Origin of the sequence: Pseudoalteromonas sp. CnMc7-15 (genome assembly GCF_022347925.1) — a bacterium.
In the GTDB taxonomy this organism is placed as follows: domain Bacteria; phylum Pseudomonadota; class Gammaproteobacteria; order Enterobacterales; family Alteromonadaceae; genus Pseudoalteromonas; species Pseudoalteromonas ruthenica.
On sequence record NZ_JAKRFT010000005.1, the window covers coordinates 37079 to 57044 of the forward strand.

Below are 19966 nucleotides of genomic sequence, written 5' to 3' on the forward strand. Positions count from 1 at the left end.
ATAGCGAGCACAAAAATGATGAATTATGGCAATTAGCCTGTTACTGCTCACAAAGCGCTAAATTCGCGATATAGTAGCGCTCACAACAAAAAACTCAGCACACGGATTATGAAACGCATTGCCATTATCGAAGACGAAGCTGCTATTCGCGATAACTACGTTGAAATGCTCGAAGGACAAGGCTACCAAGTACAAGGGTTTGCCGACAGGCCCAGTGCAGAAAGAGCGCTGTTTGAGCAACTACCAGATCTCGCCATCGTCGATATTGGCTTAGGCAATGAGATTGATGGTGGCTTTATGCTGTGCCAAAGTTTGCGTGCCCGCTCACACACTTTGCCAATTATTTTTTTAACTGCCCGTGACAGCGAGATTGATACAGTCTGTGGCCTGCGTATGGGGGCTGATGATTACCTTACCAAAGATATCAGCATGGCCCATTTAGCAGCGCGTATTGGTGCGTTATTTCGCCGCGTGGAAGCACAAGAGACGCCCCCGCAAGCGAATGAAACCATAGAGCAAGGCGATTTGGAGTTAGACCTCAAGCGGATGCGCGCTGCTTGGCAAAACCAAGCCGTGGATCTGACCGTAACCGAGTTTTGGATGGTACATTCGCTTGCTAAGCGCCCTGGTCACGTAAAAAGTCGTGATGAGTTAATGAGCGATGCGAAAATATACGTCGATGACAGCACCATCACGTCGCACGTAAAACGTATTCGCAGAAAATTCCAAGCCATTGATGCTAGCTTTGATTGTATCAACACCGTCTATGGCATGGGTTATCGCTGGGAAATGAAGTAAATGGCACGATTTGGCCTCGGCCTGCGCAGTAAGGTCATTGTGTTATCTTGCTTTTTATTCGTCCTGCCATGGCTTGGCTACGAATACGTCTGGGAAATGGAAAAGTACCTACGTAAAGGGCAAGAAAAAACCTTAGTGGGCACCACCCGAGCTCTGGCCACAGCCTTACACGAACGCCCAGCCCTGTTTGAAAACGCCAGTCAATTTACCGACAAGGTCGAGAAAGGCCGTGACCTGTACGCCTACAGTATCGATAATGCCATTCGGCTTGATGGCGAATTGGGTGATTGGCAGCCCTATCAAGAGTTAATGTGGCAGTATCATGGCCAATACCTGAGTACCCCCAACCCAGAGCATGACAACGCTGATCTCTCTTTTCGTCATATGGTCGGCAAGTATGGTAATTACCTGTACGCGGTGTTCGCGGTGCGAGATGACATCGTGCGTTACCGCCCCAAAAATGCCCTTGGCGTGAGTCGCAACGACCACTTAAAAATCGCCATAAAAACGCCACAGGGGGAGCTTACGAATTACATTGTCGCGACCCGCGAAGATGGCTGGGTCAACGCCTTTGAACTGCCGTCACTGCAACCCTACACACAAATTCAGGGCTATTTCCGGCGCACTGCACAAGGTTATAACATCGAGCTGCGTATGCCCTTAAATATGCTTGGTAACAAACTGGGCTTTGCTATCAGTGATTGGGACGATGGCCAACAGCAGCGCCACCTCATGGCCACCTCCAATGTGCATGATGCCAACCGCCTTGGCACCGTGTTGCTGCCATCGCCTGAGATCAAGCGCATTATTAAAGGCATGGGTCACAGCGGCAGCCGCATTTGGGTTGTCGATAAACATCATCGAGTATTAGCACAGTCTGGCACCATTCAACATGCCGATGGCGTCTGGGCAAGCTCGTTACAAGAAAACGAACAACAAGGAGCGTGGCAACGTTTCGAAGAGCGCTTTTTACACCCACTGTACTATAAAATTCTCACCCGCCCGCCCAGTGATTTTTTAGATACCTTGCACGATGTAGCCGCCCTTGAAGGCAGCCACATAGCCAACGCGCTAAAAGGCAAGCCGGCCTCCAACTGGCGCCTGACACCGGATAACAAAGCCGTTATTCTCAGTGCCGCCTACCCTATTTGGGGTGACGACCAAGTGCTCGGCGCGGTGATCGCAGAAGAGACCACCAATGGCGTACGTACGCTGCGCAACAAAGCACTGGAAAAGCTATTTAACGTGATTTTGGCGGTGATGTTTATCGGCACCATCACGCTGTTTTTCTTCGCTTCTCGTATTTCCTCGCGCATTCGTCGCCTGCGTGACAGCGCCGAGCAAGCCATTGATGAGCAAGGTCGCGTTCGCGGTACCTTAACACTGAGTAAAGACAGTGACGAAATTGGTGACTTATCCCGCAGCTTCGCCAACATCGTTAATCGCTTGGGCGGCTACACCCATTACCTGGAGAATATGTCTTCGCGCCTGTCTCATGAATTACGCACACCGGTGGCGGTGGTGCGCAGCTCATTAGAAAACTTACAAATGATCGCCACCGAGCCACAACAGCAAAAGTACCTCACCCGGGCTCAGGAAGGGGTTAATCGGCTGAACAAATTGATCACCACCATGAGCGAAGCAACACGCTTAGAGCAAAGTATCTCAACGGCAAAAAAAGAACATTACGATCTGCAGCAAGTGGTGCATGGCTGTATGCAGGGGTATCAATTCGCATACCCGCAAGCACACTTTGACATCAACATTAGCGACGCGGCTATTCCCGTGGAAGGTTCAGCTGATTTTTTAGCGCAGCTGTTAGATAAGCTGATTAACAACGCCCTGGAGTTTGCTTACGAGGGCAGCGCGATTGGCGTTTCCCTTGAGCGCCAAGCTCAGCACGCAGTACTTAAAGTGAGTAACCAAGGCCCCGCGCTTCCTGCGGATATTGGTGAGCATATTTTTGATTCCATGGTGTCGGTCCGCGAGCAAGATAAGCAGCAGCAGCCCCATTTGGGATTAGGCTTGTACGTGGCGCGGCTTATTGCCGATTATCATCAGGCACAAATAAAGGCTGAAAACCTCGCTGATGGCAGTGGCGTGGTCTTTTCACTGACCATTAAAATAATCCAAGATTGATTCACGACCTATTCATTCCTAAAGCGTTAAAGTTAGGCCATCGTCGCAATTATGGAGCACAAATGAGTATGACAGGTCAGCTTCTTCAACCTGAGGAGATTGAGTATATTTTTGCGCTCTTTAATAATAGCGAACACGCTGAACCAACGCCTCCTCAGCCAATACCCCTTGAACCTAACAGTGAAGGTTCATTACAATAAGGCACGTCTTCTCCTCGTGCCTTATTTTTGTGAAACCACACCGCGCTAAAAAAGAACTTGCCCTACTGCCTATTTTATTTATTGCTATCGCCTTATGTGTGGGTGGTCACTTTGTGTTGCAACCCAACTATCAAGATAGCCATATCGTAGAGTACGCCCTCGCGGCCCTGCCCTTTGCACTGTTTGCGCTAGTCATTATTGCGATACGCATGGCCATCAAACAAGAACAAGATGAGCAGGACGAGGAGTAATCAGGTCGCTACAATACGTGATAACCAAACCAATCCGGCTTGATTGTTTGCGAGCGTCCGCTTGGGGTTAGGTGAATGTGGTATTGGTTATCGAGCAAATCCAAGGCAAAGCAGTCATCCACCTCATGGAGATCATCTTTATGCTGATGGCTCATGTGCGTTAAATAACGTTGTTTGACTTGCTGTTTGGCTTGCTCGGCGCTGTGTGCAACGGTCAATGTGAAGGCATGTTGCTCAGCCATTTTATCCGCTTCATAAGCACCTAAGTTCACAAAATACAAACGCTCCGGACGATTTTGCGGCGTGTCGGCAATGGCAATGTGGTAGCCATCAATATCGTTAACAGCCATATACGAGTCCATATGCACCTTGTCCTTGTCACCGACCCATTGCGCCTTGAGTTTTGAGTAGGTATCGTCAATGGACTCCCCAACCACAAAGCGTACGTCGTGCATTTCAATATGACAGCCGCGAACACGCCCACCTAAATACACCATAAATAACTGCATTAAATTATTCCATGCGTCTTAAAAGAGTCAGTATATCTATGAGTTATTGAGATTGTAAGAGCCTTAAAGTGGCCCTTACTTACTTGCCGATGGCGCGAACTGCTCAGCGTCAATATCGTGCTTTTTAATCAACTTATAAAAGTCACTGCGGTTACGCTTGGCGAGTTTAGCGGCTTGAGCGACATTGCCATCCACCATTTTCAAAACGCGGATCAAATACTCACGCTCGAATTGCTTTTTCGCTTCATTAAGGGCGATGGGTGAACTCGACTCCATCTCACATTGCAGCGCTAGCGCCACTTGCTTCGCACTGATAAGCTCGCTGGGGCTGAGCGCCACAACTTGCTCCACCACATTTTGCAACTGACGAATATTACCGGGCCAATCATGGCGCAGTAACAAGTCCATAGCATCGTCACTGAAGCGTTTCACCGCCTGCTCTTGGCGCGCCGCAATTTGCTCACAAAAGTAATGTGCCAACAGCGAGATATCTTCGCGACGCTCATTTAACGCCGGCAGGCGCAGATTGACGACATTTAAGCGGTAATACAAATCTTCACGGAAGGTATTTTCACTAATGGCCGTGGGTAGGTCTTTGTGGGTTGCCGACACCACCCGCACATTAACGGGGATTTCTTCACTATGACCTACCGGGCGAATCGTTTTCTCTTGCAGCACCCGCAATAGCTTCACCTGCAGATTCAAAGGCATATCGCCAATTTCATCGAGAAACAAGGTGCCTCCCTCGGCCTGTGAGAATAACCCCACATGGTCCGTTGTGGCCCCGGTAAAAGCCCCTTTTTTATGACCAAACAGCTGTGATTCCAACAACTCTGCGGGCACCGCACCACAGTTGATGGCAACAAAAGGTCCATCACTGACATTGCTATTTTCATGCACCGCTTTGGCCAATAACTCTTTACCCGTACCACTGGCCCCAGAGATCAGCACATTCACATCAGCGGCGCCAACCATTCGCACCTGCTCTAACAGGTGATGCATGGTGGCACTGCGAGTAACGATACCATGATGGTTACTTTGCTGACCTTGGCTGTGACCGTGCAGGCGCACCGCTTTAGCTAGGGTATCGATCAGCTCGTCTTTATCTATGGGTTTAGTCAAAAAGGCAAACACGCCCTGCTTGGTAGCCTTCACCGCATCGGGAATAGAGCCATGCGCGGTCATCATCACCACCGGCATGGTCGGGTAAAGTTGCTGCACTTGTTCGGCGAGTTGCATGCCATCAATATCATCCATGCGCAAGTCGGTCAGAAGCACATCAAAGTGCTGTTGTTGCAGCTCGCTTAAGGCATCACTAGCACAATTCGCGGTGCTAACCTCATAGTTATTGGCTAACAGGCGAATGGTGAGTAACTTCAGTAGGCTTTCATCATCATCCACTAATAAAACTTTGGACTTAGTACTCATTGTCACTCTCCTGCTGGGTACTGCGCTGCAATAGCTGTTGCTCTATTGCGGCAAGCGAAGACAAGGTTTTTTGCATGCGCGCTTTCATTTGCGCTTGCTCTTGCTTTTGCGCTTGTAACTCCTGGCGCATCTGCGCATTGGCGATAAGTTGCTGTTTCAGCAACCAGAAGTAGCGAGCGCTAGATTCAGGCCAGTAATACTGGGCACTCACGACTTCGAGCTCGGCCAACATTTCTTGTGGCTGCGTTTGCCCTCGTAAGCATAAGCGCGCAAAAAATTGTTTCAGTTGCGGCTCGGCAATGAAAGTTTCATCGTTATCCTGCGCCGTGGCGGCAAAACCACCACATTGCTGCGCATGCCATTGCACTAGCTGTTGTGCGCTCGGGTAAGATGGCGGCTGTTTTGGACGCGGTTTCGGGTTGGGCGTACCGACCACCACTGTTGTTGGCGCTTTGGGTTGTTCAACCACAGTTGCACTGGGTTCTGCGCTCCCTAGCAACTGACAGCCGGCACTTAGCATGCTGATCATACCAAGGCTCACCAAGGCGACAAACTTATTCATAATGAACTCCATTACTGATTGAAATGCAGCGTAAAGCAACTGCCCTTAGGGGAAACTGAATGAATATTAATATCACCGTTGAGTTGGTCAACACATTCTTTAACTATCGACAAACCTAACCCACTGCCCTGCAAGCGACTAGACTTGCCCGCTTTGCCTTGGAAGAAAGCGTCAAACAGACGTTCTTGCTCAGCCTTAGAAATTCCAGGCCCTTGGTCGCATACTTTTAATTCAACCTCAGACTTACTTTGACTAATCGCGACGGTGATGGTGGCACCCGGTGGAGAAAACTTAATGGCGTTCGAGAGTAGCTGCACCAAAATCATTTGTACCAATTCGCCATCAAGGCGCAGCATAGCGAGTTTTTTATCACACTGCCAATTTACCTTCTGCTGCGCTAACGCTAGGCGATCAGCAAAATGCTCTAACACTTGGTGTTTTAAGTCAGCAAGATCACACGGGCGCGGATTGGCGGTGCGTGAGCGAATAGCATTATAATTGAGCAAACTTTGAATCATCGCTCTCAGACGTTCGGTGCTTTGGCTGATCAGCTCCAGCACATCCTGCTGTTGCTCGTTAATGGGCCCAACGACTTGCTCGCTAAGCAGATCACAGCCTTCCACCATTGATGCCAGGGGGGTTTTTAATTCATGGGTAACATGGCGTAAGAACGTATCCTTTTGCTGCTCTAACGCTTGTAATTGCTGCTGCATCCAATGTAGCTTCTGCCCCAGCTCTCTTAATTCTTTGGCACCCGTGAGCTTAATATCAACATCCCAATCACCTTTGCCTAAGCGCCCAATCACCCGTGAAAGGTAGCTGAGTCGGCTGCTAATACGCCATAGATACCCGCCACCAAAAAGCAACACAATAGGCACCAAGGCCACCAGCCAATGGATAAAGCTTTGTTGTAAATCAGCCAGAGCTTGCTGCGCATGCGTCACTTGCTTTTTAGTGTGTTCGTGCAGCCACTGACCATGGGTATTAATCTGCTGGCGTAAAGGAACAAACAATTGCGCGTTTTGCGTTTGGCTATTACGTAATTCATCGCGGGTAGCGCTAAAGGTGGCATACAGCTCTTGCCAACGGCTTTGTTCACTGAATACATCAGCGGCACTGATTTGGCTATCCAGCATCGTATCTGCTTTTTGCCATTGCTGTGCTACCGCTTCACTTAACTGCTCACTTTGCAGTACCCAATTTTGCAGGGTTGCACGCTCTAGAGACTGGAAAAGTTGTTTAAATTCATTGAATTGCTCATTTTTTTGATAACTACTCAGAACCATTTGCTGAGTATTCACCATGTGCTTATCAAGGGCCTGCAAGAACACCACCACGACTAAAGCCAGTGGCACCAACAGAATGGCTACGCCAATAAAAAACTGTGCAAATAGATTGGGCCGCCAACGCCATAACTGTTTTATCAACTTGCCTCCTGTTGCAAATTTGCGAATCCGTAACACTTTGAAATATATATAAATTCAAAAATTAACGCGCCAACTGTTGCTATTTGGCAACAAATTTACCTAACTACCCTCATGACCAACGTACTAACCCTATGAATTTTAACAAAAACAAAAACTGGCATTGTTCTTGTTAATGCTGCGCGGGTATAACTTAGGCATGATAAATCGGTTATACCTGCTTTTGAATTAAGCCACTATGAATTGGAGGATGCAGTGCGACGTTTAAGTGTTTTCGTTGCTTTTCTCACGGTGATAACAGTCACTTTTGCAAAAAGCCAGGTTTCATTTCAACATTTGGATAGTGATCATAATCACTCTATTTCGTATTTGGAAGCGCAGCAGCTTGATGGTTTAGCGCCTGTCTTTTCTGATCTCGACCGTAATCGAGATAACACACTCAGTGCCGATGAATTTGCTCGGTTCAGGCAACAACAATTAACACCCAGTTAGGACTTAATCGCACTAATCGAGCCATTAATCTTATTCTGGTTGGCGTGTGAAAATCGATTCGTTAGGCTAACAATATAAGTGCGTAGTCGCGCGCAAGGAACTCATATGAAAGTAATAGTCACTGTATTTATCTCATTAATTGCTCTAAGTTCTCTGAGCACTGCCCACGCTGGGAGTGTGGAGTCGCGCTTTAAAGAACTCGATCGCAACCGCGATGGTGCCATTAGTAAATCAGAAGCCGCTCAAGAACCCGCGTTATGGTCACGCTTTAGCAGCTATGATCAGGACAAAGATGGCAAGCTGTCACTACGTGAATTCAGTAATTACGCCCGCCAGTAACGACCCCTCTTTTTAAAAGTTCATTATACAGTTATGACTTTTGACACATGCGTGTCATTCCTTGATGGATAAACTTGGGCATACACCCATTGCCATTAAGGATAAAACGATGAAGTCACACTGGTTATTGTTAACGACCGCCGCACTGTTTCTGAGCGCCTGCTCGTCGGATGATTTAGAGGAAGAGCTGGAAACCATTAATTTTGGCAGTGATTATTATAAAAATGATTACTACCTGCTTAACGCCACTGACTACGAGCTGGATTACCACATCGCCAACACCCAACTTAACGGTGATGAACGCGACGTGGCAGATGATGATTATTACCTCGCTACCCTAGCAAAAGATGCGCAGCAATATGCCATTACTCACGAGAGTAATGCCAACAGAAAGCTCTCCCTTTATGTTGCAGCAAGAAACGTATTTGGCCCAGTAGCGCAAAAGAAAGTGGAAGTGGAATATGATCACGCATACCACGTTGTCGCCTGGCAAAACGCTGCTCAGATAAACATAAGTCTTATAGAGCAGCAACAAGATAACCAAGACAACGCCTATGCTCTACGTATCTTTGCTGCCGAACCAATTCAGGTTAGCATAAAGGGACACTCTTTTAGCCTAGATGCAGGTGAGCTAAGTGCTTTTGTGCATGGCAGTGATTGCGATTCCGACATAAAAATAGCGCAAAAAAATGTCGACCTATGTACTATCTCGTTCAATCGCTCATACTTACTTGTGGCTAACCAACAAGGCTTAGCAGCTTTATATACCGAGCAGTAAACGCATGGACGCAACAACATGAAGGCATGGCAAAGTAACCACTTTATAGCGAATTGGACTGGCTCTGTTCTAGTACTATTCACCTGCGCCATCGTCGCTGGTTTTGTATTTTTTTCGCTGCATCATCAACAGGATGTGCTGCGCTTCAACTTGCCTTACCCAGATGTGTTCGTCGCTGCTGTGTTCACTGGTTTTGTCATGCTGCACTTGTTGCGTACTACGGGCCCACAGAGAACTTTTCGATCCCAGAAAATATTGGCCACAGTCCAATTTAGTCTGTTGCTGATACTACTGATTTGGATAAAAAGCGGTCTCATTTTAATCCTCTCTGTGGTGTATGTAGCAAGCCTTGTCTATCTGGCACCGCTAATAGTGTGCTTAGCTTTGGCACTGGTTATGCCTTTAGCCTATTTTGCCACCACGCCCACTTCCTACGACCTCGTGAATACTCTCTTATTCATCGCTTATCACTTGTTTGCTCTGCGCTTATCCTACGCCTTACTTGATGAGCGCCGAGCCAACGAGCGCAATAAGGCCCTACTCCAAGAACTCAGTGCCACCCAGGTTTTATTGCAAGATACCGCCAAGCGCGATGAACGCCTGCGCATCGCTAGAGACATCCACGACTCGTTAGGACATGGCCTAACGGCGTTAAATTTACAACTGGAACTGGCCCAACAACTCAGCCACTCAGCGCAGCCCCCTTTGGCGCAGTGCAAACATATAATCACTGATTTACTGGCGCATACGCGCGATACGGTGAGTACTCTAAGGGCGTTCGATAATATTGATCTCAAGCAGGCGCTAACAACTTTGATTGCAGATACTGTTCACCCTGTTACCCAGCTGCATTACAGTGAGCGTGTCAAAGTGTGTGATGCGCGAATCGCCGAGTTGCTGTTTCGTGCCACCCAAGAAGCGCTTACTAACGTGCGCAAACATGCGTACGCTACGCGCTGTGATATTTCCTTGTGGCGTCAGCAACAGTGGTTACTTTGGCGCGTTGAGGACGACGGTATGGGTATTAGCCACCATCAATGGGGGAACGGGCTCAAGGGGATGCAAGAGCGTGTGATGCAACTTGACGGCGAGCTGACTGTGACTTCGCTAGCGACCGGCACGCGCCTGGATATCGCGCTTCCGTTAGGTGCGGAGGCTGATAGTGATTAAAGTGGCAGTGGTAGATGATCAAAATTTGGTGCTCGAGGGATTATGTAGCTTATTAGCACTGCATCCTGATTTGCAGGTAAGCGCACAACGCAACCACGCAGAGCATATCGTTACTTGGCTCACGGCCAACCCGGTCGATGTCTTGGTGTTAGATGTGCGTATGCCAACAGTCAGTGGTATTGACGCATTGCGTGAGATCCGCAATGCCAAGCTCCCTGTTGCAGTCATGCTACTTTCGACCTTTGACGAGCATGAATTGGTACTCAAAAGCATTCGCCTTGGTGCTGATGGCTATCTACGTAAAGATATTTCCTTTGCGGTGCTCACCGATGCCATCATCGCGCTCAGCCAGGGACAACGCTGGTTACAACCGGCGGTAACACAAACTATTGCCTGTCACGCCTCACGCCCGAATAATCCCCCGCTGTATGAATTTACCCAATACGAAACTCTCAGTCTCAGTGAGCTGGAAATTCTCCGCTTGGTGGCTGCTGGATTCTCTAACGCCGAGATTGCCGAGGCGCTGTATAAATCCGCAGGCACAGTGCGCAATCAGGTCTCTGCTATTTTAGCCAAGCTGATGGTGCGCGATCGTACCCGCGCTGTATTGCGAGGCATCGAGCTGGGTCTGATTTAAACGATGGCACCAAGGCGTAGGCTAATTACAACTTGCGCTACCCAATTACTGCGAATAACCAGAAGAAGCGGGAAAATTTTATAACCCGCTTGCAGCTTTTACCGAGTCAGCAGCCGCGCACATGTGTCGCTATTCACTGTCCTCACCCGGTTTTTCACCCTGACCTCGTTGCTTATGCGCCCCCTCTTCTGGTGACTGTGACGGCAACATCTGCACCAGCTTTTCACCGCCTTTGATACCAAAATCCAAGGTACGAATAGGAAATGGAATAGTCACATCCACACTGTCGAGCGCCTTTTTAACGGTAATGTAAGCTTGATTGCGGATTTCCATGTAACCTGGATCATCATTTGGGTAGGCTATCCAGAACCAAACCAGCAGATTGATAGCGCTATCACCAAAGCCATCGGCGTAAACGGCTGTATCCTCTTTACGAATAACAAAGTCGAGGTTATTGATGTGCTCGACAATGGCTTTTTCTGCTGCTTCGATATCATCGCCATAAGAAATACCGACCGGCACTTCGATACGGCGGGTACCGAGGTAGTTGTAGTTAGTGAGAATATTGCGAAACAGAATCTTGTTGGGAATAATGATCAACTGACCGTAAAAGTTCTCTACTAACGTATTGCGCAGATTAATTGATTTTACGGTGCCAAACACATCGCCACTTTCGATTACATCGCCGGGTCTAAAGGGTTTACGAATGCCCATGGCGACACCGGCAATCAAGTTCTCGGTCATATCTTGAAAGGCAAAACCGATAGCCAAACCGACAATCCCCGCACCCGCGAGCAATGAAGTGACAGTGCCTTTTAACCCTAAGAAATCTAGGGCGATAAACACCCCGAGAGTGAGAATCAAAATCTTCACGATAGAGGTCATTAAACCCGCAATCTGCTCGGAGTCCAAAGAGCGTTTTAATACTTTGCTAATGATTGAGCCTAGCACCCGCGCCAACAGCGCAAAGACGATAGTAATGACAATCGCCACCACTAAGTTAGGAATATGACTGATTGCGGTCTCTAGCCAACCACCGAGTTTTTCTTCAATGAGTTTTTGTGCTTTTTCGACATTGAAATTAGCGAACATGCAATGCTCCATTCATGCGCATAAGTAGATAAAGCGTAAATGATGCAAGATAGCTGCCATATTAGTGGGGAAGATGACTGGGGAAGGGTTTGCGGGCTCTCATCCTCACCTTCAAAGAGAACAGCAGAGCCCTATGTTGAATTAACTTTGCTCGTCGCGCAAAAACACCGGTTCGTTGTCTTTTTTCGTCGCTTCAGCGCTGAAATAGTACCCCGCGCTATCGAAACGTTGTAAAGCCGATAACGAGTCCACTTGGTTTTCGATAATATAACGCGCCATCATCCCTCGCGCTTTTTTAGCATAAAAACTGATGACCTTGTATTGGCCGTTCTTACAGTCTTTGAATACAGGCGTAACAATCGCCCCGTCGAGTGCTTTTTTGTCCACCGCTTTGAAATATTCATTCGAAGCCAAGTTAACCAGCGTGGATGTGCCCGCCTGCGCCATGGCTTCATTTAATTTTTTGGCGATAACCTCTGCCCAAAATTGATATAAATTTGTGCCTCGGGGGTTATTTAACTTGGTGCCCATTTCTAAGCGATAAGCCTGCATCAGATCCAGTGGTTTTAACACCCCGTAAAGACCGGAGAGAATGCGTAGATGCTGCTGCGCATAGGCTAAGGCTTTATCCTCTAAGCTTGATGCATCAAGGCCTGTGTAAACATCACCATTAAATGCAAACACCGCTTGTTTTGCATTCTCAGGGGTAAATGGCTGCGACCACTCACTAAAGCGTGCGGCATTGAGCCCCGCTAGCTTATCGCTAATCTTCATGAGGCTGCCAAGCTGCTGCGGCGAAAGCTCGCGACACACCTCGATCAGCTCTTCACTGTGGCTCAGCAGCTCTGGCTGCGTGTAGTCCTGCGTTGGCGCAGGCGTATCGTAATCAAGATTCTTTGCTGGAGATATAACAGTAATCATAATTGCAGTTGACTTGCCTAGTAATTAGTGTCAATTTCAACATTAAATAAAGCAAAAATCACGCTTTATTCAAAAATCGACCTTTCTACCTGCAAGTTCACTTGTACGGTGCGCGTCGGTTCCATGCGCGCTAGCCAATAGCGACATCAATGCACGGACAATTGACCTCCCTTTGGTTGTCACTTAGGTGCAACATAAACGAAATAACCTATGTATGTTTGTCTGGCGTTTTCAAGCAACAGGCAAGCTCAGCAGATTTTATGCTTGGAATGAGGAAAGCACATGACTACAGCACTGCAACAGTTGAAAGCACATTCAACCATTGTAGCCGACACCGGTGATATTGAAGCGATTCGTAAACATCAACCTCAAGATGCAACGACTAACCCCTCTTTGCTGCTTAAAGCGAGTGAGATAGACGCATACAAGCCCTATCTAGATAAAGCATGGCAGTATGCCAAAGAGCAAAGCACTGATGCGCAGCAGCAACTCGAATTAGCCTGTGACTATTTTGCCGTATTAATCGGTAAAGAAATCGCTGATATTGTGCCTGGTTACATCTCCACCGAAGTGGACGCGCGTTTATCATTTGACACCCAAGCAACCATCGCCAAAGCCACACAGTTACTCGCGCTGTATGATTTAGAAGGCGTGAGCCGTGACAAGATTTTAATTAAAATTGCATCGACATGGGAAGGGATCAAAGCTGCCGAGCAACTTGAGAAAGAAGGCATTCGCTGCAACCTTACGCTGTTATTCAGTGACGCCCAAGCCCGTGCATGCGCTGATGCCAATGTTTACCTTATTTCACCTTTTGTGGGCCGTATTCTCGATTGGCATGTTGCTAACGGGATGGAGAAGCCTAACGATCCATTGCAAGACCCAGGCGTGCAATCGGTGCGCAGTATTTATGACTTTTACAAAAGCCACGGCTACGACACTATCGTCATGGGTGCCAGCTTCCGTAACACCGGTGAAATTCTTGCCTTAACGGGCTGTGATCGCCTCACCATAAGCCCTGCATTGCTCGAGGAATTAGCCGAGTTGCCAGCTAATACAGATTACTTGTTAAGCGGTGCAAACGATGTACAGCCTAAGCCTGAAGCACTCACAGAGAGTGAATTCCGCTGGTTGCATAACGAAGACGCGATGGCGACTGAAAAGCTCGCCGAGGGAATTCGTGCTTTTGCTAAAGCTCAGCAAGATTTAGAGGCTCGTTTTAAACAACTCTAACACCATTCGGCGGCCCACAAGGCCGCCATTTCTCTGCCCTTTCCGCTCGTAATAGAATTATCACTTTTCTGTAACCTTGGTTAAACATTTTCGTTTTATTTTTATACCAACTATGGTATAGATTGATTGCGTTAGTTATACAGGAGAGTGTCATGGATAGTCTGAATGAACTAATAAAAATAATAGAAGGTCCAGAGACCAAAAAGACATCCGGTCGAAATAAAAAACGTAAATGGCGCGAAATCGAAGCACTAAAAGATAAGCAACGTCTGCGCAAAGAACTGCAAGAACTAGACTTGTTCAGCGATGACATTGGTTTAGAAGAGTTAGATTTTTGATACCAACATAAAAAAGAGGGCCTAGATGCCCTCTTTTTTATTGCGTTATATTTGCTCGGCTAGAGTCCAATCAATGGCAGCTTGACCTTGGTTGGTAAGGATTTCATTGGCTTTGGAAAAGTGACCACAGCCAAAAAAACCGCGATGTGCTGACAGCGGCGACGGATGAGGTGCCTTAAGCACATGGTGCTTTTGCGTGTCGATGTGCTTGCCCTTTTTCTGAGCGTGTGCGCCCCAAAGCAAAAACACAATGCCCTTGCCATGTTGGTTAAGCTGTTCGATGACCACGTCAGTAAAACGCTCCCAGCCGAGGTGCTTATGCGAGTGTGCTTGCCCTTGTTCAACGGTCAATACGGTATTGAGCAGCAACACCCCTTGGTGTGCCCAAGACTGTAAATATCCATGTTGAGGGATGCTGAATCCAGCGATATCTTGCGCCAATTCCTTATACATATTCGCCAATGACGGCGGCGGTTTTACCCCTGGCAACACCGAAAAGCATAAGCCATGCGCTTGGTTTGGACCATGGTATGGGTCTTGACCCAGTATCACCACTTTCACATCTTCAAACGCGGTGGCGCGAAATGCCTCAAATACCTGTTCTTGAGGCGGATACACAGCTACGCCCTGCTCTCGGCGTTGGCGCACATAATCCAAGGTTTGTTGAAAGTAAGGCTGCTGTTTTTGCTCTGCTAATAAATCAGACCAAGATGTCATGCTGCTCGGTTCCATTAAAAAAACGGCCCTAAAGGCCGTTTGTTATCAATATTGCTAGCTTACCAAATTAACCTAATTTCGCCAGCAGCGCTTGCCGTAATTGTTGATAATCTGCACTCATCGGCTCAGCAAGGCAAGGTTTAGCTAAGGCATCGCTAAGCGCCTTTGGCATCGCTAATTCAACATTTAAAATCTTCTCCACGCTGGCTTGAAACTTAGCTGGATGGGCCGTAGCTAGGAAAATCCCCTGATGCTCAGGTGCTAAATCCGCTTTTAACCCTTCATAAGCAATCGCGGTGTGTGGCTCAGCTTGATAGCCCATGCTCTGTAATTCACGCATCGCCACAGCGGTTTGCTCCTCATCCACTGCATGAGAAAAGAAATCGTCATAGCTGAAACGACCACTGTCTAACATCGTTTGTACGCGAGGCCAGTTATTGGGTCGACTGACATCCATAGCATTAGACAGAGATTCTTGAGTCTCATGCGGCTGCCATTGTTTGGAAGCGATAAAGCGCGGCACCGTGTCATTTTGATTTGTTGTTGCCGAGAGTTTTTTAATGGGTAAGCCAATCAACGCCGCTATCATCGCTGCGCACACATTACCAAAGTTACCGCTCGGCACCGAGATGTGCGCTTTGTCTCGCTGCGCTTTGGGCAACTGCGCCACCGCCTCAAAGTAATAACATACCTGCGCGAGTAAGCGACTAATATTAATAGAATTCGCAGAATTAAGGCGCAAACGCGTTTTGAGCTCGTCATCCAAAAATCCTTGCTTAACCATGGCCTGACAATCGTCGAACGAACCTTTTACACTGTAACAGTGAATATTATTGCCTAAGGTTGTAAACAGCTTTTGCTGCGCCTCTGATATCTTGCCTTCAGGGTACAGGATCACCACATCGATGTTCTCTTTGCCATAAAAAGCATGGGCTACTGCAGCGCCAGTGTCACCACTGGTGGCTGTGAGAATAGTGACCTTTTCTGAGTTACTGAACTGGGCAAGGCACTGCGCCATAAAGCGCCCACCAAAATCTTTAAATGCCAAGGTAGGGCCATGAAAAAGCTCTAAACAATGGAGGTTATCGGCAACTTGAACCAAAGGTGCTGGAAAAGTAAACGCTCCCTGCACCATTTCAGCGACCACATTAGGACTCAATTCATCGCCAATCAAGTGCGTCAGTACTTGTGTGCTGCGCGAGACAAAATCCATTTCCAATAAGGCATCCATATTATCCAGTGGCGTTAGCTGTTGCGGAAAAAACACCCCTTGATTGCGCCCTAACCCTGTTTTTACCGCCTCAACAAAAGACACCACCTGGCTATCATCTTTTAAATTATACAACCGCATTATTCTTTTCCCTCATTCAAAACCCGCGTACCTGCCGTATCTATCTGACAAATATGACTAAAGCCTTGTTCATTTACATAGTTCTGCTGTAACCACTGCTGGCAGTTTTTAGCATCATTGATATTGTCACATAGTGCAAAAAGCGTCGGCCCAGCACCAGAAATACTCACCGCCTTCGCGCCTAACTCTAGCACCGCCTTTTTAGCGGCACTGAAACCGCTGATCAATTCACTGCGATAGGGCTCAGCAACAGTATCAACCATCAGCTCCATCGCTAACTCATGCTGTTGCTGATGCATTAGCGTACAAAATGCACTGAGACGCTGAGCAAATTCAATACCATGGTGTAAGCTCATTTGCTGCGGCAGCACTGCTCGAGCCTGAGCGGTATTAAGGGTGAAACCGGGAAACGCGACCACTGGATACCAGTTACTGGGAGTGGGGATCGTCAGTGAACGACCGGGTATCAGCGCCCCTGTGAGCTGCAAACCACCAAGCAAACACGGCGTGATATTGTCATAATGACGAGCGCCGCTGACCTTAGCTTCAAAATCAGCCATTAGCTCAATGAGCGCATCCTCGCTGAGCTCAGTGCCGGCAAATTTATTCAGCGCTGCAAGTGCCGCAACCACTGAGCAGGCGCTGGATCCCAGACCTGAACCAATGGGCAGATTCTTAACTAACTCCATACGCGCTGTCGGCATATCTGGTGCGACCGTGGCACGAAAGTGCGCCATACACATAAAGGCTAAATTTTGCTCTGCCTGTTGTGGCAATTTATGGGCGTAAGGCCCTGAGCACACAAATTCTGTCTCAGCGCTGGCGCTAATTCGCACCACATCGCCCAACAAAGTGCCATCAATGGGTGCAATAGCCGCTCCCAGCGCATCAAATCCAACCGCAAAATTACCAATCGAGGCCGGCGCATAAACTTCAATCATGGCCCTCTCCTAACGTGGTAAGGTTTTCAGAATATCAGCGAAAACTCCCGCTGCGGTCACTTCGGCTCCTGCACCATAACCGCGAATAACGTAAGGCTTGGGCTGATAATACTGACTCAAAATAGCTAAGGCATTTTCGCCGTCACGAATGTCATACAACGCATGTCGACTATCAACGGCTTCAATACCAACACGACAATGACCATCTTCAATTGCGCCAACATAACGCAAGACCTTTCCTTCGGCTTGGGCGCTGGCAACCTTATCGGCGAAGTCTGAATCAAGTTGTGGTAATTTTGCCATAAACTCATCAACGCTTAGTCCCTCGGCAAAGCCCGACGGCAATACCGACTCCACTTCAATATCATCCAGCTCAAGTGCCAAACCAGACTCCCTAGCGATAATAAGTAGTTTACGGGCGACATCAGTCCCTGAAAGGTCATCACGAGGGTCCGGCTCGGTAAAGCCATTTTCTTTAGCTTTGATGGTTGCTTGTGACAGGCTTAAGCCATCACCGATAACACCGAACATATAAGATAACGATCCCGATAAAATGCCGCTAAAATGCAGAAGCTCATCACCGGCACCGAATAACAACTGCAGGTTATCGAGCACGGGTAAGCCGGCGCCAACATTGGTTTCATACAAAAAGCGGCGATTGTTGCGCTGCGCAGCGAGTTTGAGCTGCTGATAGTAAGCCTGCGAGCTGGTATTGGCCTTTTTATTAGCCGCTACCACATGAAAACCAGCATTAAGGAAATCGGCATACTGAGCAGCGAGCGCACCAGAGGAGCTGCAATCCACTAACACCGGGTTAATCAGATGGTTTTGCTTAACGAACTGTTCCAGCAAGGTTAGATCAAATTGCTGTGAGGTCTGCGCCAATGGCTGCTGCCAATTTTCTAGATCAATCCCGTCACTGTTTAGCAGCATCTGTCGGGAGTTGGCCACGCCTCGGACTTTGAGTTTGATATTACGTTGTTGCAACCATTGTTGTTGCCTACGCACTTGGCTTAGCAGCTCGCTGCCAACAAGTCCACAGCCGAGCAGGAAAACATCAATAGAAGGCACATGGGTAAAGAAGTTTTCATGACAAACCTTCACTGCATCATTACATAACTCACCATCAACAACCGCAGAAATTGAACTCTCTGTCGAATCCTGGGCTATGGCAACGATATTCACTTGAGCCTGCGCCAGCGAGGCAAAGAACTTCGCTGCTAAGCCTTTGTGTGCTCGCATGTTATCGCCAACTAGGGTAACGATTGCCAAATTCCGCTGCACTTGTACAGGCTCAATAAGCCCCGCTTTTGACTCAAGTTCAAAGGCTTGTTCGAGAGCATGCAGCGCCAAGGCTAAATCTTGCTGATGCACGCAAAAGCTAATGCTGAACTCACAGCTGGACTGGGTGATGAGAACAATAGATACATTATCGGCTGCTAGCGCAGTAAACACTTTGGCTGCCATGCCGACTTTACCTTTCATGCCCGGCCCTGACACCGTGAGCATAGCCAAATCTTGTAAACTTGAGATCGCTTTTACCGGCTCACTTTCAGTGACTTCATCACTGATCAATGAGCCGGGTTCTTTACTGTTGTGGGTATTTTTTATCTCACATGGCACGCCCGCTTTTGCGCATGGCACAATGGTTTTGGGATGCAAGACTTTAGCGCCAAAGTAAGAGAGTTCCATCGCTTCTTTGTAAGACAGAAAATCGACCTTAGTGGCCCCTTTGATATAGCGAGGGTCAGCGCTGTATACACCGTCAACATCGGTCCAGATTTGACAGATATCGGCCTCTAAACAAGCGGCTGCAACAGCAGCAGAATAGTCGGAGCCATTACGCCCTAGCGTAGTCAATTGGGCATCGTCATTGGCCCCGGTGAAGCCAGGCATAATATAGATTTTTGCGGGGTTAGCGTGCAAATATTCACGAAACTGTAGTTTTGATACATCTAGATCAACTTCAGCGTTTAAGTAGCCACCGCTGGAGCGGATAACTTGTTCCGCACTCATATAATGAGGGCAAAAATCATCGAGTAGCACCTGCATCAAGGCCACACTAATGCGCTCACCAAAGCTAATGACATAAGCGAACACCGAATCCGGGCACTGTCCTAATAAAGCCACGCCTTCTAGCTTTTGTTTTAACTGCGTAAAGTCAGGCCAATTTGCAGGCTGCTGATTTTGCTCACACACTTCGTCTTTCAAGGTATGTGCACGCTCATAAAACAGTTGCCACTGTGACTGGATATCTACACCTGTCGCCGCACTCTCAGCTAATCCCACCAATGTATCCGTCATACCGCCGGGGGCTGACAATACCAGCAGCATTTGCTCTTTGAGCTCCTGGCGGACAATCTCACTCACTCGCTTTAAACAACTGGCATCGGCCAGTGACGAGCCTCCAAACTTTAGTACTTGCATGTTTTCCTCATTCCCAATAACACCTTTTTACCAGGTCGTGACGATAGGCCAAAAAAAAGGCCTATGCTCAGTGAGCATAGGCCTTTTTTCTCTGCGCACCGACCCATGCCACTATCCGCTAAGGATGGTGGTGGTAATAATGGTGGTCAGTGTTGCGTAATTTGTGTTCATGGTTCTAGACTGCACGAAAATGACTATTTCTGTCAACAGCTAAAGAAA

Annotated in this window: 20 protein-coding genes; 10 read left to right on the forward strand and 10 right to left on the reverse strand. The window is 47.9% G+C overall.

Annotated elements, in window-relative coordinates:
• Window positions 1-108: 108 nt before the first annotated feature.
• From pdsR to MHM95_RS12735, 3 genes are all read left to right on the forward strand, one after another.
• Window positions 109-798 (forward strand): proteobacterial dedicated sortase system response regulator, encoded by a 690-nt coding sequence (gene pdsR, locus MHM95_RS12725; RefSeq protein WP_022943449.1) that lies wholly within the window; start codon window positions 109-111, stop codon window positions 796-798.
• A complete protein-coding gene (pdsS, locus tag MHM95_RS12730; RefSeq protein ID WP_053909724.1) occupies window positions 799-2937 on the forward strand; it encodes a proteobacterial dedicated sortase system histidine kinase in 2139 nt (712 codons plus the stop codon).
• 229 nt (window positions 2938-3166) lie between these two features.
• Window positions 3167-3388, forward strand: a complete 222-nt coding sequence (locus MHM95_RS12735; RefSeq protein ID WP_045979315.1) for a hypothetical protein — start codon at window positions 3167-3169, stop codon at window positions 3386-3388.
• A gap of 8 nt (window positions 3389-3396) precedes the next feature.
• On the opposite strand, the gene MHM95_RS12740 is transcribed toward MHM95_RS12735, so the two are convergent.
• The 4 genes from MHM95_RS12740 to MHM95_RS12755 form a co-directional block, all read right to left on the reverse strand.
• Complete coding sequence (locus MHM95_RS12740; RefSeq protein ID WP_022943445.1) at window positions 3397-3897, reverse strand: DUF1543 domain-containing protein; 501 nt, start codon at window positions 3895-3897, stop codon at window positions 3397-3399.
• Window positions 3898-3972: 75 nt separating this feature from the next.
• Window positions 3973-5325 (reverse strand): sigma 54-interacting transcriptional regulator, encoded by a 1353-nt coding sequence (locus MHM95_RS12745; RefSeq protein WP_022943444.1) that lies wholly within the window; start codon window positions 5323-5325, stop codon window positions 3973-3975.
• Window positions 5315-5887, reverse strand: coding sequence for a hypothetical protein (locus tag MHM95_RS12750; protein WP_022943443.1), 573 nt, complete (start codon window positions 5885-5887; stop codon window positions 5315-5317). Before MHM95_RS12750 ends, MHM95_RS12745 begins: the two co-directional genes overlap by 11 nt.
• Before the next feature lie 11 nt (window positions 5888-5898).
• A complete protein-coding gene (locus MHM95_RS12755) occupies window positions 5899-7314 on the reverse strand; it encodes a HAMP domain-containing sensor histidine kinase (protein WP_138587685.1) in 1416 nt (471 codons plus the stop codon).
• A 252-nt stretch (window positions 7315-7566) separates the two neighbouring features.
• On the opposite strand from MHM95_RS12755, the gene MHM95_RS12760 reads away from it, so the two are divergent.
• From MHM95_RS12760 to MHM95_RS12780, 5 genes are all read left to right on the forward strand, one after another.
• Window positions 7567-7803 (forward strand): calcium sensor EFh, encoded by a 237-nt coding sequence (locus tag MHM95_RS12760; RefSeq protein ID WP_022943441.1) that lies wholly within the window; start codon window positions 7567-7569, stop codon window positions 7801-7803.
• A 105-nt stretch (window positions 7804-7908) separates the two neighbouring features.
• A complete protein-coding gene (locus MHM95_RS12765) occupies window positions 7909-8142 on the forward strand; it encodes an EF-hand domain-containing protein (protein ID WP_022943440.1) in 234 nt (77 codons plus the stop codon).
• Window positions 8143-8251: 109 nt separating this feature from the next.
• Complete coding sequence (locus MHM95_RS12770) at window positions 8252-8920, forward strand: hypothetical protein (RefSeq protein ID WP_239385469.1); 669 nt, start codon at window positions 8252-8254, stop codon at window positions 8918-8920.
• 18 nt (window positions 8921-8938) lie between these two features.
• A complete protein-coding gene (locus MHM95_RS12775; RefSeq protein WP_239385470.1) occupies window positions 8939-10090 on the forward strand; it encodes a sensor histidine kinase in 1152 nt (383 codons plus the stop codon).
• Entirely contained in the window at window positions 10083-10727 is a 645-nt protein-coding gene (locus tag MHM95_RS12780) for a response regulator transcription factor (protein ID WP_171041767.1), read from the forward strand. Before MHM95_RS12775 ends, MHM95_RS12780 begins: the two co-directional genes overlap by 8 nt.
• A 129-nt stretch (window positions 10728-10856) precedes the next feature.
• Here MHM95_RS12780 and MHM95_RS12785 read toward each other — a convergent pair whose 3' ends face one another.
• On the reverse strand, window positions 10857-11819 hold the full coding sequence (locus MHM95_RS12785) for a mechanosensitive ion channel (RefSeq protein WP_239385471.1): 963 nt from the start codon (window positions 11817-11819) through the stop codon (window positions 10857-10859).
• Window positions 11820-11960: 141 nt separating this feature from the next.
• Window positions 11961-12740 (reverse strand): peroxide stress protein YaaA, encoded by a 780-nt coding sequence (yaaA, locus tag MHM95_RS12790; protein WP_022943435.1) that lies wholly within the window; start codon window positions 12738-12740, stop codon window positions 11961-11963.
• Window positions 12741-13022: 282 nt separating this feature from the next.
• On the opposite strand from yaaA, the gene tal reads away from it, so the two are divergent.
• Window positions 13023-13973: a transaldolase gene (gene tal, locus MHM95_RS12795; protein WP_239385472.1), complete on the forward strand. Its 951-nt coding sequence runs from the start codon at window positions 13023-13025 to the stop codon at window positions 13971-13973.
• A 152-nt stretch (window positions 13974-14125) separates the two neighbouring features.
• Entirely contained in the window at window positions 14126-14311 is a 186-nt protein-coding gene (locus MHM95_RS12800) for a DUF3545 family protein (protein WP_022943433.1), read from the forward strand.
• 45 nt (window positions 14312-14356) lie between these two features.
• On the opposite strand, the gene ung is transcribed toward MHM95_RS12800, so the two are convergent.
• The 4 genes from ung to thrA all read right to left on the reverse strand — a co-directional run bounded on the left by ung (window position 14357) and on the right by thrA (window position 19747).
• Window positions 14357-15028 (reverse strand): uracil-DNA glycosylase, encoded by a 672-nt coding sequence (ung, locus tag MHM95_RS12805; protein WP_053909731.1) that lies wholly within the window; start codon window positions 15026-15028, stop codon window positions 14357-14359.
• A gap of 67 nt (window positions 15029-15095) precedes the next feature.
• Window positions 15096-16379: a threonine synthase gene (gene thrC / locus MHM95_RS12810; protein WP_239385473.1), complete on the reverse strand. Its 1284-nt coding sequence runs from the start codon at window positions 16377-16379 to the stop codon at window positions 15096-15098.
• Entirely contained in the window at window positions 16379-17320 is a 942-nt protein-coding gene (gene thrB / locus MHM95_RS12815) for a homoserine kinase (RefSeq protein ID WP_239385474.1), read from the reverse strand. Before thrB ends, thrC begins: the two co-directional genes overlap by 1 nt.
• Before the next feature lie 9 nt (window positions 17321-17329).
• Entirely contained in the window at window positions 17330-19747 is a 2418-nt protein-coding gene (thrA, locus tag MHM95_RS12820) for a bifunctional aspartate kinase/homoserine dehydrogenase I (RefSeq protein WP_239385475.1), read from the reverse strand.
• Between the last annotated feature and the right edge of the window lie 219 nt (window positions 19748-19966).

What these genes read in the sequence shown, in the direction of transcription:
- MHM95_RS12765 (WP_022943440.1), top strand. Translation starts at nt 7,909, where the DNA reads ATGAAAGTAATAGTCACTGTATTTATCTCATTAATTGCTCTAAGTTCT.
- thrB (WP_239385474.1), bottom strand. Translation starts at nt 17,320, where the DNA reads ATGATTGAAGTTTATGCGCCGGCCTCGATTGGTAATTTTGCGGTTGGA.
- MHM95_RS12770 (WP_239385469.1), top strand. Translation starts at nt 8,252, where the DNA reads ATGAAGTCACACTGGTTATTGTTAACGACCGCCGCACTGTTTCTGAGC.
- tal (WP_239385472.1), top strand. Translation starts at nt 13,023, where the DNA reads ATGACTACAGCACTGCAACAGTTGAAAGCACATTCAACCATTGTAGCC.
- thrC (WP_239385473.1), bottom strand. Translation starts at nt 16,379, where the DNA reads ATGCGGTTGTATAATTTAAAAGATGATAGCCAGGTGGTGTCTTTTGTT.
- ung (WP_053909731.1), bottom strand. Translation starts at nt 15,028, where the DNA reads ATGACATCTTGGTCTGATTTATTAGCAGAGCAAAAACAGCAGCCTTAC.
- pdsS (WP_053909724.1), top strand. Translation starts at nt 799, where the DNA reads ATGGCACGATTTGGCCTCGGCCTGCGCAGTAAGGTCATTGTGTTATCT.
- MHM95_RS12745 (WP_022943444.1), bottom strand. Translation starts at nt 5,325, where the DNA reads ATGAGTACTAAGTCCAAAGTTTTATTAGTGGATGATGATGAAAGCCTA.
- thrA (WP_239385475.1), bottom strand. Translation starts at nt 19,747, where the DNA reads ATGCAAGTACTAAAGTTTGGAGGCTCGTCACTGGCCGATGCCAGTTGT.
- MHM95_RS12775 (WP_239385470.1), top strand. Translation starts at nt 8,939, where the DNA reads ATGAAGGCATGGCAAAGTAACCACTTTATAGCGAATTGGACTGGCTCT.
- MHM95_RS12750 (WP_022943443.1), bottom strand. Translation starts at nt 5,887, where the DNA reads ATGAATAAGTTTGTCGCCTTGGTGAGCCTTGGTATGATCAGCATGCTA.
- MHM95_RS12740 (WP_022943445.1), bottom strand. Translation starts at nt 3,897, where the DNA reads ATGCAGTTATTTATGGTGTATTTAGGTGGGCGTGTTCGCGGCTGTCAT.
- pdsR (WP_022943449.1), top strand. Translation starts at nt 109, where the DNA reads ATGAAACGCATTGCCATTATCGAAGACGAAGCTGCTATTCGCGATAAC.
- MHM95_RS12785 (WP_239385471.1), bottom strand. Translation starts at nt 11,819, where the DNA reads ATGTTCGCTAATTTCAATGTCGAAAAAGCACAAAAACTCATTGAAGAA.
- MHM95_RS12800 (WP_022943433.1), top strand. Translation starts at nt 14,126, where the DNA reads ATGGATAGTCTGAATGAACTAATAAAAATAATAGAAGGTCCAGAGACC.
- yaaA (WP_022943435.1), bottom strand. Translation starts at nt 12,740, where the DNA reads ATGATTACTGTTATATCTCCAGCAAAGAATCTTGATTACGATACGCCT.